This window comes from Streptomyces flavofungini (genome assembly GCF_030388665.1).
GTDB classification, from domain to species: Bacteria; Actinomycetota; Actinomycetes; order Streptomycetales; family Streptomycetaceae; genus Streptomyces; species Streptomyces flavofungini_A.
The window spans coordinates 1,167,929-1,183,249 of sequence record NZ_CP128846.1; the positions used below are offsets into that span (position 1 = coordinate 1,167,929).

The window sequence follows — 15,321 nt, forward strand, 5'->3', positions numbered from 1 at the left end:
CCTAGCTCCTAGAGACAGTTCGGAGAGGGGAGAAGTCGGGGCGTGAGGGGCGGGGCGGGGCGGGCCCCGGGGCGCGGAGGGGGTGAGTCCCGGGGCGCGCGGGGGCGGCTCGCCCCTACGAGCCCCGGCGCGGGCGGCACGTCATTGGATCCCGAACTCCTTGCTGATGAAGTCGAACATCTCGTCGTCCGTCGCGGACTCCAGCTCGCTCGCGACCTCGGCGTCCTCCTCGCCGTCCTGGCCCCGGGTGCACCGGTCGAGCAGCACCCGCAGCCGTTCGGCGATGGCGGCGAGGTCGGTGTCCGACGGCGTGCTCTCGGCGAGGCCCAGCTCCAGCGTGTCGAGCTGGGACAGGAGGGCCGCCGGGTCGGCCCCGTCGGTGCGCAGTTCGGCCTTGAGGTGGCCGGCGAGCGCGACGGGCGTGGGGTGGTCGAAGACGAGGGTGGTGGGCAGGGGCAGGCCGGTGGCCGTGCCGAGCGCGTTGCGCAGTTCGACGGCGGTGAGGGAGTCGAAGCCCAGCTCGCGGAAGGCGCGGGCGGGTTCGACCTGCTCGGGGCCCGGGTAGCCGAGTACGGCCGCCGCGTGGGTGCGTACCAGGTCCTCCAGGAACCGGTCCCGCTCCGGCTCGGACAGCGCGGCGAGCTGCCGGGCGAGGTCCGTGCCGGTGCCTTCGGTGCCGTCGCCGCCGGTTCCGGCCGTGCGGTCCCGCAGGGCGCGGGCCTCGGGCAGGTCGGCGAAGAGCGGGTTGGGGGTGAGGCCGGGGCCGCCCGCGAGGTACTGGTCCCAGTCGATGTCGGCGATGACCGCGCCGGTCGCCCCGTCGCCGAGGGCCTGGCGCAGCGCCGCGACGGCGAGCCGGGGCTCCATGGGCGGCACGGCGCCGCCCCGCAGCCGCTCGGCGGCCACCGCGTCGGCGGCCATGCCGCCTCCGGCCCAGGCGCCCCAGGCGACGGAGGTCGCCGTGAGGCCCTGCGCCCCGCGGTGTTCGGCGAGCGCGTCGAGGGCGGCGTTGGCCGCGGCGTAGCCGCCCTGTCCGGTACCGCCGGAGAGCCCGGCGAAGGAGGAGAAGAGCACGAACGCCGACAGGTCGAGTCCGGCGGTCAGTTCGTGCAGGTGCCACGCGGACCGCACCTTCGCCCGGAAGACGGTGGCGAGGCGCTGTGCGTCCATCCCGTCGAGCACGCCGTCGTCGAGCACGCCCGCCGTGTGGAACACCGCGGTGAGCGGGGCGTGCGCGGGGATGTCGGCGAGGACGCGGGCGAGGGCGTCCCGGTCGGCCGCGTCGCAGGCGACGACGGTGACCTCGGCGCCCAGCTCCTCCAGTTCGGCGCGGAGTTCGGCGGCGCCGGGCGCGTCCGGGCCGCGCCTGCTGGTGAGGACGAGGTGCTGGGCGCCGTGGGCGGCGAGCCAGCGTGCGATGTGCCCGCCGACGGCTCCGGTACCACCGGTGACCAGCGCGGTGCCGTGCGGCGTCCACGCGGGCCGCCCGTCCGCGGTGTCCCCGGCCTGCGGGCCGCGCACGAGACGGCGTGCGAACACCCCGGTGCCGCGCACGGCCAGCTGGTCCTCACCGGCCCACGCGCCCCCGAGGGCGCCGGTGAGCCCGCCGAGTTCCCGCGCGTCGGCGGCCTCGGGCAGGTCGACCAGGCCGCCCCACAGCTTCGGGTACTCCACGGCCACCACGCGCCCGAGGCCCCACAGCGAGGCCTGCGCGTGGCCGGGCACCGCGTCGGCGCCGCTCACGCCGAGCGCGGCCCGGCTGCCGAGCCAGAGCGGCGCGCCCAGATCGGCGGCGTGCAGGGCCTGCACCAGGGTGAGGGTCGCGGCAAGGCCGCGGCTGACCCCTGCGCGTACGGCGTGCTCCGCCTCGTCGACGGCCAGCAGGGAGAGGACACCGGCGACGTGACCGCCCGCCGCGTCCGCTTCCTTGCGCAGCCGCTCCGCGAACTCCTCGCGGTCGTCGGCCCGTCCGGTGTCGACGACGACGGTCCGTACGTCGGCTCCGTGCCCGCCGAGCGTGTCCTCGACAGCCGTCGTCCAGGTGGTGTCCGCGCCGCGGTCCGGCACGACGAGCAGCCAGGTGCCGTCCAGCCTCGACGTGGCGGCCTGGCCCAGCGGCTTCCATGTGACGCGGTAGCGCCAGGCGTCGAGCGCGGAGGTCTCGCGCCGCTGCCGCCGCCAGGACGAGAGCACCGGAAGGACCTCCCCCAGCGCGGCCACGCCACTGCTCTCGCCCTCCGCGCCGAGTTCGGCGCTGAGCGACTCCAGGTCCTCCCGCTCCACGGCTTCCCAGAAGCGCGCCTCGACCTCGTCGACACCGGCCCCGGTGCCACCGGTCCCGGTCGTCGGGGTCGCCTCCAGCCAGTAGCGCTCGCGCTGGAAGGCGTACGTGGGCAGGTCGACGCGGCGGCGCGCCTCGGCCCGCGCGTACAGCGGCGTCCAGTCGACCTCGACGCCGCGCACGTGCAGGTGCGCGAGGGCGGCGAGGAAGGTGTCGGGCTCGGGGCGGTCCTTGCGCAGTCCGCCGATGAGGCCCGCCTGGGCGGCCGGGTCGGTGATCGTGTCGTGCGCCATCGCCGTGAGGACGGCATCCGGGCCCAACTCGAGGAGCGTGGAGACGCCCTGGCCGGTGAGAGTGGCGAGTCCGTCGTGGAAGCGCACGGCCTCACGGATGTGCCGCACCCAGTAGTCGGGGTCCTTCAGCTCGTCCGGAGTGGCGAGCTGACCGGTCAGGTTCGACACGACCGGCAGGACGGTGTCCTGGTACGTCAGCTTCTCGGCGACCTTGCGGAAGTCCTCCAGGACCGGATCCATGAGCGGCGAGTGGAAGGCATGCGACACCTTCAGCCACCGCACCTTGCGGCCCTCACCACGCAGCCTCTCCTCCAGACCCTCCAGGACGGTGCGGTCACCGGAGAGCACCACCTGCGACGGCCCGTTCACGGCCGCCACACCCACGCTGCCGGAAAGGCCTTCGAGCAGCGGCAGCACATCGGCCTCGGCGGCCTGCACCGCCAGCATGCCCCCACCCTCCGGCAGCAACTGCATCAACCGACCACGCGCAGCCACCAGTCGAGCCGCGTCCTCCAGCGACCAGAGTCCGGCCACATACGCAGCCGTCAGCTCACCAATGGAGTGCCCGCCCACGATCTCGGGCCGCACCCCGAAGGACTCGGCCAGACGGAACAGGGCGACTTCCACCGCGAACAGCGCGGGCTGCGCGTACCCCGTCTGCTCCAAGAGATCCGCGTCCGAGCCGAACATCACGTCCTTCAACGGACGCTCAAGCAGCCCGTCCAGATGCGCGCACACCTCGTCCAACGCATCAGCGAACACCGGGAACGCCTCATACAACTCACGCCCCATCCCGACCCGCTGACTGCCCTGACCGGTGAACACGACCCCGAGACGGCCCTCAACCACCGCACCGGTGACGACACCCGGACCACCAGCGGCAACCGCGCCCAGCCCCGCCAGAAGCTCCTCGCGCCCCTCACCGAGCACAATCGCCCGATGTTCGAGCGCCGCCCGACCGGACAGGAGCGACCAGCCCACGCCCACGGGCTCAAGGTCCTCATGCGCGTCGACGTGCTCGCGCAGCCGCTGGGCCTGGGCCCGCAGCGCCTCAGCACTGCGCGCCGACACCACCCACGGCACAACCCCCGTCACCGGAGCGTCGAGCACCGGCTCGACCACACCGACAGGCTCGGCGACCGGCGCCTGCTCCACGATCACATGCGCGTTCGTGCCGCTCACGCCGAAGGACGACACACCCGCACGACGCGGCACGCCACCGTCCCGCTCAGCCCACTCACGAGCCTCCGTAAGCAGCTCCACCGACCCCGCCGACCAGTCCACATGGGAGCTGCGCTCGTCCACGTGCAGGGTGCGGGGCAGGACGCCCTCGCGCATCGCCATGACCATCTTGATGACACCGGCGACGCCCGAAGCGGCCTGTGTGTGGCCGATGTTGGACTTGATGGAGCCGAGCCACAGCGGCTGCTCGGCGGGGCGGTCCTGACCGTACGTGGCGAGCAGCGCCTGCGCCTCGATGGGGTCACCGAGCGTCGTGCCCGTGCCGTGCGCCTCGACGGCGTCCACGTCGGCGGGCGTGAGACCCGCGTTGGCCAGCGCGGCACGGATGACGCGCTGCTGCGACGGGCCGTTGGGGGCCGTGAGGCCGTTGCTGGCGCCGTCCTGGTTCACGGCCGAGCCCCGCATGACGGCGAGGACTTCGTGGCCGTTGCGGCGGGCGTCGGAAAGGCGCTCCAGGAGCACCAGGCCCACGCCCTCGCCCCAGCCGGTGCCGTCGGCGGCCTCCGCGAAGGGCTTGCAGCGACCGTCGGCGGCGAGTCCCTGCTGCTTGCTGAACTCGTCGAAGGCGGTGGGCGTCGACATGACGGTCACGCCACCCGCGAGCGCCATGTCGCACTCGCCCTGCCGCAGGGCCTGCGCGGCCAGGTGCAGGGCGACCAGGGACGAGGAGCAGGCCGTGTCGACCGTGACGGCCGGGCCCTCCAGACCGAAGGAGTACGACAGGCGGCCGGAGACGACAGCTCCGGCGTTGCCGGTGAGGAGGTAGCCCTCGACGCCCTCCGGGGGCTCCTCCACGCCGTCGCCGTACCCCTGGTAGCCGGAGCCGATGAACACGCCGGTCTGGCCGCCCTTGACGGAGGTGGGTGCGATGCCCGCGCGCTCGAAGAGTTCCCAGGACGTCTCCAGGAGGAGGCGCTGCTGCGGGTCGATCGACAGGGCCTCGCGCGGCGAGATCCCGAAGAACGCGGCGTCGAACTCGGCGGCGTCGTAGAGGAATCCGCCCTCGGCCTTGTACGCGGCCGCACCCGAGTTCTCCCAGCCTCGGTCGGCGGGGAAGACGGAGATGGCGTCGGTGCCTTCGGAGACCAGGCGCCAGAGGGCGTCGGGGCTGGTGGCGCCGCCGGGGTAGCGGCAGCTCATCGACACGATGGCGATGGGGTCGTCGGCGGGCGCGGGGGCGGCCGCCGTGGCCGGGGTGCCGGCGGGGTCGCCGTCGCCGACGGCCTCGCGGCGCAGGTGGGCGGCGAGGATGTGGGCGTTGGGGTAGTCGAAGACGAGGGTGGTGGGCAGCTTCAGGCCGGTCGCGGACGCGAGGCGGTTGCGCACCTCGACGGCCGTCAGGGAGTCGAAGCCCAACTCACGGAACGCGCGGGTGGGTTCGACGGCTTCCGCGCCCGCGTAGCCGAGCACCGACGCCGCCTGCGCGCGGACCAGGTCGAGGACCGAGCGCTCCTGTTCGGGGGCGGGCAGGGCAGCGAGCCGCTGCGCCCACTCGGAGCCGGTCGCGGGGGCCTGCGTCCCCGGCGCGGTGGTGGTCGCGGGGCCGGCCAGGGCGCGCCGCGCCTCCGGCAGATCCCCGATGAAGGGGCTCGGGCGCACCGACGTGAAGGCGGGCGCGAAACGCTCCCAGTCCACGTCCGCCACGGCGACGAACGTCTCGTCGTACGCGACGGCCTCGGCGAGCGCCGCGACCGCGCGCTCGGGCGCCATCGCCCTCACGCCGAGTCGGCGCAGCGCTTCTTCGGCGTCCTCGCCCGCCATGCCGCTGCCGCCGCCCCACAGGCCCCACGCCACGGAGGTGGCGGTGAGGCCGCGGGCGCGCCGGGCCTCGGCGAGGGCGTCGAGGTGGGCGTTGGCGGCGGCGTAGGCGCCCTGGCTGCCGCTGCCCCACACGCCCGCGTTGGACGAGAACAGCACGAACGCGTCGAGGGATCCGGTGTCGAGGAGCGCGTCGAGGTGGGCGGCGCCCGCGACCTTCGCCGCCAGGACGTCGGCGATGTCGGCGGCGGTCATCTCCCCGAGCGGCTGCTCCTGGCCGACACCTGCCGCGTGGAACACGGAACGCAGGGTGCGCCCTTGGGCGGCCAGATCCTCAAGGAGCCCCGAGACGGCGTCCCAGTCGGCGATGTCGCAGGCGGCGACGGTGACCTCGGCACCCAACTCCTCCAGTTCCGCCCGGAGTTCGGCGGCGCCGGGCGCGTCCGGGCCACGACGGCTGGTGAGCACCAGGTGCTCGACACCCTCACGGGCCAGCCAGCGCGCCACATGCCCACCGATCGCACCCGTACCACCCGTCACGAGAGCCGTGCCACGCGGCGACCACTCCGGGTCCGCGTCAGCGCCGGGCGCCGTCTCCAAGGGGGCGTGCGCGAAACGGCGTACGAAGACACCCGTGTCCCGCACCGCGAGCTGGTCCTCCTCACCCGCGCCCGCCAAGATCGCGGCGAACCGCGCAGCGGCCCGCGTGTCGTACGCCTGCGGGAGGTCGAGCAGACCGCCCCAGCGGTCCGGGTGCTCCAGGGCCACGACCCGGCCGAGACCCCACAGCTGTGCCGCGACCGGGCTCACGTCCCGGTCGCCGCGCCCGGTGCTGACCGCTCCGCTGGTCACCGCCCACATTCGCGCGCCGATTCCGGCGTCGCCGAGGGCCTGCGCGAGGGCGACGGTGCCCGCGAGCCCGACGGACACGGCCTCGCGCCCGTCCTGCGGGGACTCGTCGAGCCCGAGCAGCGACACCACACCGGCCAGGTGCGCCCCGGCAGCGCCTCGCAGCCGCTCGGCCAGCGTCTCGCGCGTCAGCTCATCGGCAGAAAGCTCAAGTTCGACGACGTCCGCACCGGCGAGCGCCAGCGCGTCGTGTACGCCTGCCGCCCATGGGTGCCGCTCAGCGCCCTGCGACCGTACGACGAGCCAGTTGCCGGAGAGCCCGGTGGCCGACAGGGCGCCGCCGGCGAGAGGCTTCCAGGTAACGCGGTAGCGCCAGCCGTCGAGCGTCGACCGCTCGCGCCGCTGCCGCCGCCAGGACGACAGGACGGGCAGGATCGCGCCGAGCTCGGCGGCGTTCTCGTCCGCCATCTCCAGCTCGGCCGCCAGCTCCTCCAGGTCCTCCCGCTCGACGGCCTCCCAGAACTTCGCCTCCACGTCGGCCACGGCGGACAGCGGCGTGCCGTCGGCCACCCCGTCGTCCGTCAGCCAGTAGTGCTGCCGTTGGAAGGCGTAGGTGGGCAGGTCGACGATGGTTCCGGCACCCGGGAAGAGCGCCTTCCAGTCCAACTCGGCGCCGTGCACGTGGGCTTCGGCGAGGGAGGCGGCGAGGCGGTCGGCGCCGCCCTCGTCACGGCGCAGGGAACCGAGCGTGACAGCGGGGCTGTCGGTCGCGTCGATCGTCGCCTGCACCGGGACCGTGAGGACGGGGTGCGGGCTCATCTCGACGAACAGGCTGTGCCCTTCGGCGAGCAGGCCGCGGGTGGCGTGCTCGAAGAGGACCGTCTGGCGCAGGTTGCGATACCAATAGCCCGCGTCCATCGGGGTGTCGGCATCCAGCCAGGCCCCCGTGAGCGTCGAGAACAGCGGAACCTCAGCCGCCTGCGGGGCAACCCCGGACAAGGCCTCGGCTATCCGCTCTTCGATCTGCTCGACGTACGCGGAGTGCGAGGCGTAGTCCACGGGGATCGTCCGCGCGCGGATGTCCTGCCCGACGCACCGGGCGACCAGCTCCTCCAGCGCCTCCGGCTCACCGGAGACCACCACCTGAGCGGGGCCGTTCACGGCCGCGACCGAGATGCGGTCGCCCCACGCGGTGATCAGCTCACGCACCTCGGCCTCGGGCAGCGGCACGGACACCATCCCGCCCTTGCCCGACAGCTCCCGGATCGCCAGACTGCGCAGCGCCACCACACGAGCCGCATCCCGCAGGCTGAGGGCACCCGCCACGCAGGCCGCGGCGATCTCACCCTGACTGTGACCCACCACAGCCGCAGGCTGCACACCCGCCGCCTGCCACGTCGCCGCCAGCGACACCATCACCGCGAACAACACCGGCTGGACCACATCCACCCGATCGAAGTTCTCCCCACTCAGCTCATCGAAAAGATCCCACTCGACGAACTCCGCAAGCGCCTCGCCACACTCCCGCATCCGCTCCGCGAACACCGGACTGGAGTCGAGGAGTTCACGGGCCATACCGGCCCACTGCGAGCCCTGCCCCGGGAACACGAACACCGCGCGCGCCGAGCCGCTCCGCGCCCGCCCTGCCACGACGTGCGTGGTGGTCGTTTCACCGGCGGCGAGTTCGGCGAGTCCGGCGACGAGTTCGTCGCGGTCGCGGCCGAGGACGACGCCCCGGTGTTCGAAACGGGACCGTGCGACGGTCAGCGACCAGCCGAGGTCGGTCAGGGCGATGCCGTCGTCGGCGAGGAGTCGCCCACGCAGCCGTTCCGCCTGCGCCCGCAGGGCGCCTTCGTTCTTCGCCGACAGGGCCAGCGGGACCACGCCTGGGACGACCGACGGCGTGCCGGTCGGGGCGGGACGGTCGCCGGGGTCGGCGGGCAGTCGTTGCTCCACCGGTGCCTGCTCCACGATCACGTGCGCGTTGGTGCCGCTCATGCCGAAGGAGGAGACGCCCGCGCGGCGCGGCCGTTCCGCCTCTCGGGCGGTCCATTCGCGCGCCTCGGTCAACAGCTCGACGGTCCCCGCGGACCAGTCGACCTCGGTCGTCGGCGTCTCGGCGTGCAGCGTCCTGGGCAGGACGCCGTGCCGCATCGCCATGACCATCTTCATGACGCCCGCGACGCCCGCGGCCGCCTGGGCGTGCCCGATGTTGGACTTGACGGAGCCGAGCCAGAGGGGTTCCTGGTCGGCGGGGCGGTCCTTGCCGTAGGTGGCGATGAGGGCCTGGGCCTCGATGGGGTCGCCGAGCGAGGTGCCGGTGCCGTGGGCCTCGACGGCGTCCACGTCGGCGCCGGTGAGTCCGGCGCCGGTGAGGGCGGCACGGATGACGCGCTGCTGGGACGGGCCGTTGGGGGCCGTGAGGCCATTGGAGGCGCCGTCCTGGTTGATGGCCGAGCCCCGGACGACCGCGAGGACCTGGTGGCCGTTGCGCCGGGCGTCGGACAGACGCTCAAGGACGAGCATGCCGACGCCCTCACCGACGCCGAAGCCGTCGGCGCCTTCGGCGAAGGGCTTGCAGCGGCCGTCGGCGGCGAGGCCGCGCTGGCGGCTGAAGGCGACGAGCGTGTCGGCGTTGGCCATGACGGTGGCGCCGCCCGCGAGGGCGAGGTCGCACTCGCCCTGGCGCAGGGACTGCGCGGCCAAGTGCAGGGCGACCAGGGAGGACGAGCAGGCCGTGTCGACGGTGACGGCCGGGCCTTCGAGGCCGAAGGAGTACGAGATGCGACCGGAGATGACGCTGGTGGAGTTTCCGGTCATCAGGTGGCCCTCGAGGCCGTCGGGGATGACGCGGACGCTCTCGCCGTAGCCCTGGGACGAGGCGCCGACGAAGACGCCGCCCGCGCTGCCGCGCAGCGTGGCCGGGTCGATCCCGGCGCGCTCGAAGGCCTCCCAGGAGGTCTCCAGGAGGAGCCGCTGCTGCGGGTCCATGGCCAGCGCCTCGCGCGGGGAGATCCCGAAGAAGGAGGCGTCGAACTCGCCCGCGTCGTGCAGGAACCCGCCGCCGCGCGAGTACGTGGTGCCCTGGTGGTCGGGGTCGGGGTCGTAGAGCGACGCGGTGTCCCAGCCACGGCCCTCGGGCAGCCCGGAGGTCGCGTCGCCGCCTTCGCCGACGAGCCGCCACAGGTCCTCGGGGCTGGCGACGCCGCCGGGGAAGCGGCAGCTCATCGCGACGATGGCGATGGGCTCGTCGGTGACCGACGCGACCGGGGCGGCCGGCGCGGCGGTGGTGTCCGTGTCGGTGCCGGTCAGTTCGGACTTGAGGTGGCGCGCGAGGGCGAGCGGGCTCGCGTAGTCGAAGACGAGGGTGGCGGGCAGGCGCAGGCCGGTCGCCTCGTTCAGGCGGTTGCGGAGTTCGACGGCGGTCAGGGAGTCGAAGCCGAGGTCACGGAAGGCCCGCTCGGTGTCGACCTGGTCGCCGGAGGCGTAGCCGAGGACGGCGGCGGCCTGGCCGCGCACGTGGTCGAGGAGCGCCCGCTCCCGCTCGCTGTCGGGCAGCCCGCGCAGGCGCCGCACGAGCGCCGGGGCGTCGCCGCCGGACGTGTCCTGGCCCGCGGCGGCGCGCCGGGCGGGGCCCTGGACGAGGCCGCCGAGCAGCGGCGGCAGGTTGCGGCCGTGCGCGGTGCGCAGGGCCGTGGTGTCGAGGCGCACCGGCACGAGGGCGGCGGCGCCCAGGCCGAGTGCGGTGTCGAGCAGGCCGAGGCCCTGTTCGGTGGTGAGGGGAGCGACGCCGGAGCGGGTCATCCGGTCGAGGTCGTCGGCGGTGATCTGGCCCGCCATGCCGCCGCGTTCGGCCCACAGGCCCCAGGCGAGGGAGGTGGCGGGCACGCCCTGGCCTCGCAGGTGCCGCGCGTAGGCGTCGAGGAAGGTGTTGCCGGCCGCGTAGTTGCCCTGTCCGGCGCCGCCGAGTACGCCCGCGACGGAGGAGAACAGGACGAGGGCGGCGAGGTCGGCGTCCCGGGTGAGGGCGCGCAGGTTGAGGGCCGCGTCGGCCTTGGGCCGCAGGACGCGGTCCAGTTGGTCGCCGGTCAGGGAGGAGGTGATGCCGTCGTCGAAGACTCCGGCGGTGTGCACGACCGCGGTGAGGGGGTGCTCGGCGGGGACCCGGGCCAGCGCCTCGGCGAGGGCGTCACGGTCGGCCGCGTCACAGGCGACGACGTCGATGGTGGCGCCGGACTCCTCCATGTGCGCGGCGAGTTCGGCCGCGCCCGGCGCGTCGGGGCCGCGGCGGCCGAGGAACAGCAGGTGCCGGATGCCGTGCGCGGCGACGAGGTGCCGGGCGACGAGGCCGCCGAGGCCGCCGGGGGCACCAGTGACCAGGGCGGTGCCGTCCGGATCCAGGACAGGTTCTGTCCGGGTCATCGGGTCCTTCGCATCAGACGTTCGCTCGTCGAGGTCGCGGGTGAGGCGGGGTACGAGGACGGATCCGGCGCGGATCGCGCACTCGGGCTCGCCGTGCGCGTACGCGGCGGGCAGCGCGCGCAGCGACTCGGGGGCGCCGTCCACGTCGGCGAGGACGAACCGGCCGGGCTCCTCGGACTGCGCCGAACGCAGCAGGCCGATGACGGCGGAGTGGGCGAGGCCGGGCAGCGGCTCGGCGTCGGTGACGGCGGCGGCGCCGCGGGTCAGGACGACGAGGCGGGCGTCGGCGAAGGTGTCGCCGTCGGCCGCGGCGAGCCACTCCTGGGCGAGGGCGAGGGCGTCACGGGCGGCGGCGTGCACGGCGTCGGCGTCCGTGTCGGCGTCGGCCGCGGTGCCCGTGGTGGCCGGGGCGGCGACGACGACGCCGGGCACGGTCGCGGTGCCCGCGGCGACCGCCGCGGTGAGGTCGGCGAGTGTCGGGTACGAGGTGGCGTCGACGCCGTCCGCGCCCAGGAGGCGGGCCAGCTCGTCGGCGTCGGTGCCGTCGGCGCCGAGCACGGCCCAGGGGGCGGCCGTGGCGGCGGCCGTCCGGGCCGGGTCGACGGCCGGGGTCCGCACCCAGTCGACGCGGTAGAGGTGTGCCACCCGGGTCCGGCGGGCGGCGAGGCCCTGCCGGACGTCGACGGCGCGGGACACCAGGGAGCCGATGCGGGCGACCGGGGCGCCCGTGTCGTCGGCGAGCAGCACGGAGACGGTGTCGCCGCCGCTGCCGGAGCGGGTCAGGCGTACGCGCAGGGACTTCGCCCCGTCGGCGTACAGCGCCACGTCGCTCCACGAGAACGGCAGCCTGGGCGCGCCGCCCTCGTCGCCGTCGGAGGGGTCCTGGGCGAGGTGTGCCGCCTGGAGCGCGGCGTCGAGGAGCACGGGGTGCAGGCCGAACCGCCCGGCCTCGTCACGCCGCTCCTCGGGGACGCTCACCTCGGCGAACACCTCGTCGCCGAGCCGCCAGACGCCGCGCAGGCCCTGGAACGCCGGGCCGTACTGGACGTCCGCCGCGGCGAACTCCTCGTACAGGCCGTCGATCGCGACCGCGTCGGCGCCGTGCGGCGGCCACTGCGCGAGGTCGAACTCGGCGTCCTCGCCGGAGGTGGCGCCGAGGGCGAGGACACCGGTCGCGTGCCGGGTCCACGGCTCCGGCTCCCCGCCGTCCTCGTCGGGGCCGGTCTCCGGCCGGGAGTGGAAGCTGAGCGACCGCCGTCCGGCGGCGTCGGCGTCTCCCACGGTCAGCTGAAGCTGTACGCCACCCGTCTCCGGGACGACCAACGGCGCCTCCATGGTCAACTCTTCGACCAGGTCACAACCCACCTGGTCGCCCGCGCGCGTCGCCAGCTCCACGAACGCGGTCGCGGGGAGCAGCACGACCCCCGCCACGGCGTGATCGGCCAGCCACGGGTGCGTGCGCAGCGACAGCCGCCCCGTGAGCAGGTGCCCGCCCCCGCCCGCCAGCGGCACCGCGGCCCCCAGCAACGGGTGCCGCGTGTCACCGAGCCCCGCAGCGGTGACATCGCCCGCCGTGAGGTCGGCGTGCAGCCAGTAGTGCTGGTGCTGGAAGGGGTAGGTGGGGAGGTCGACGGTGGTGCGGGCGCCGGGGAGGAGGTCCTTCCAGTCGAGTTCGGCGCCGTGTACGTGGGCTTCGGCGAGGGAGGTGGCGAGGCGGTCGGCGCCGCCCTCGTCACGGCGCAGGGAGCCGAGCGTGACGGCCTGACTGTCGGTCGCGTCGATCGTCGCCTGCACCGGCACGGTCAGGACCGGGTGCGGGCTCATCTCCAGGAACAGGCCATGGCCCTCGGCCAGCAGGCCGCGGGTGGCGTGCTCGAACAGCACCGTCTGGCGCAGGTTGCGGTACCAATAGCCCGCGTCCATCGGGGTGTCGGCATCCAGCCACTCCCCCGTGAGGGTCGAGTACAGCGGAATGTCGGCGCCCTGCGGGGCGAGCCCGGCCAGGGCCTCGGCTATCCGCTCCTCGATCTGCTCCACGTACGAGGAATGCGAGGCGTAGTCCACCGGGATCGTCCGCGCGCGGACATCCTGCGCCACACACTGGGCGACCAACTCCTCCAGTGCCTCCGCCTCACCGGAGACGACCACCTGAGCGGGGCCGTTCACGGCCGCGACCGAGATGCGGTCGCCCCACGCGGTGATCAGCTCGCGCACCTCGGCCTCGGGCAGCGGCACGGACACCATCCCGCCCTTGCCCGACAGCTCCCGGATGGCCAGGCTGCGCAGCGCCACCACACGGGCGGCATCCCGCAACGACAGCGCACCCGCCACACACGCGGCGGCGATCTCGCCCTGGCTGTGACCGATCACGGCGGCGGGCTGCACACCGGCTGCCTGCCAAGTCGCCGCCAGGGACACCATCACGGCGAACAGGACCGGCTGGACCACGTCCACCTGATCGAAGTTGTCCCCGCTCAGCTCCTCGAACAGGTCCCAGTCCACGAACTCCGAGAGCGCGTCCCCGCACTCCCGCATCCGCTCCGCGAACACCGGTGACTCGTCCAGGAGTTGGCGGGCCATCCCGGCCCACTGCGACCCCTGCCCCGGGAACACGAACACCGGACGGACCTTGCCCTTGGCGCCCACTGCTCGTCCGGTGACCACGGCGCCGTTCGCGCTGTCGCCCTGGGCCAGCGCGTCGAGCCCGGCGAGCAGCTCGTCCCGGTCCCGGCCGAGGACGACGCCCCGCTGGTCGAACCGCGACCGCGCCACCACCAACGACCACGCCACATCGCCCGGTTCAAGAGAAGCATCGGCGAGCAGCAGCTCCCGCACCCGCGCGGCCTGCGCCCGCAGCGCCCCCTGGGTCTTGCCCGAGAGAGCGAACGGCACGACACCCGCCACGACCGCCGGGGACGAAGACGAAGGCGCGCCGCCCTCCTCGGACTCGTCGGGCGAGGGCTCCGCGACCGGCGCCTGCTCCACGATGACGTGGGCGTTCGTACCGCTCATGCCGAAGGAGGAGACACCGGCACGGCGGGGCGCGCCACCGTCCCGCTCGGGCCAGGCGCGGGCCTCGGTCAGCAGCTCGACCGTGCCCGCCGACCAGTCGACCTCGGAGGTCGGGGCGTCGACGTGCAGGGTCTTGGGCAGGACGCCCGCGCGCAGCGCCATGACCATCTTGATGACACCGGCGACACCGGCGGCGGCCTGGGTGTGCCCGATGTTCGACTTCAACGAGCCGAGCCACAAGGGCTGTTCTTCGGAGTGCTCCTTGCCGTACGTGGCGAGGAGCGCCTGCGCCTCGATGGGGTCGCCGAGGGTGGTGCCCGTGCCGTGGGCCTCGACGGCGTCCACGTCACCGGCGGTGAGGCCCGCGTTCGCGAGGGCCGCGCGGATGACGCGGCGCTGGGAGGGGCCGTTGGGGGCGGTCAGGCCGTTGCTGGCACCGTCCTGGTTCACGGCGGAGCCGCGGATGACCGCGAGGACTTGGTGGCCGTTGCGGCGGGCGTCGGACAAGCGCTCGACGAGGAGTATGCCGACGCCTTCGCCCCAGCCGGTGCCGTCGGCCGCGTCGGCGAACGCCTTGCAGCGCCCGTCCGCGGCGAGGCCGCGCTGGCGGCTGAACTCGACGAAGGTCTCGGGCGACGACATGACGGTCACGCCGCCCGCGAGGGCCATGGTGCACTCGCCCTGACGCAGCGCCTGCGCGGCCAGGTGCAGGGCGACCAGCGAGGACGAGCAGGCGGTGTCGACGGTGACGGCGGGGCCCTGGAGGCCGAGGACGTAGGAGAGACGGCCGGACATGACGCTGGTGGTGTTGCCGGTGAGGAGGTGGCCCTCGACGCCTTCGGGTGCGTGGCGGACGCCCTCGCCGTAGCCCTGGTAGCCGGCGCCGACGAACACGCCCGCGCGGGTGCCGCGCAGGGTGGCCGGGTCGATCCCGGCGCGTTCGACGGCCTCCCAGGCGGTCTCCAGGAGGAGTCGCTGCTGCGGGTCCATGGCCAGCGCCTCGCGCGGGGAGATCCCGAAGAAGGAGGCGTCGAACTCGCCCGCGTCGTGCAGGAACCCGCCGTGGCGGGCGTAGAAGGTGCCCTGCTTGTCGGGGTCGGGGTCGTAGAGGGATTCGACGTCCCAGCCGCGGCCTTCGGGGAGTTCACCGATGGCGTCGGCGCCGTCGGCGACCAGCCGCCACAGGTCCTCGGGGCCCGCGACGCCGCCGGGGAAGCGGCAGCTCATGCCGACGATCGCGAGGGGCTCCCTGGAGGCCGCCGCGAGCTGCTGGTTCTGCCGTCGCAGCCGCTCGGTCTCCTTCAGAGACGCGCGCAGCGCTTCAACGACCGTGTCCGAAGGCCTCGTCATGTCCGGCTCCACATCCGTGCTGCGTCCATTCGTGCTGCGTCGGCTCGCGCCGCGGCTCGCACTGTGTGTCGTTCGGCGGCTCGGGCCGCGTGTCGTACCGCGGCGCGTACCGCG

The 15,321-nt window shown here is 74.4% G+C and carries 1 protein-coding gene; it reads right to left on the reverse strand.

The features are described 5' to 3' along the window. Positions 1–141 precede the first annotated feature (141 nt). Positions 142–15,207 (reverse strand): type I polyketide synthase, encoded by a 15,066-nt coding sequence (locus tag QUY26_RS04795; protein WP_289943851.1) that lies wholly within the window; start codon positions 15,205–15,207, stop codon positions 142–144. Positions 15,208–15,321: the final 114 nt, after the last annotated feature.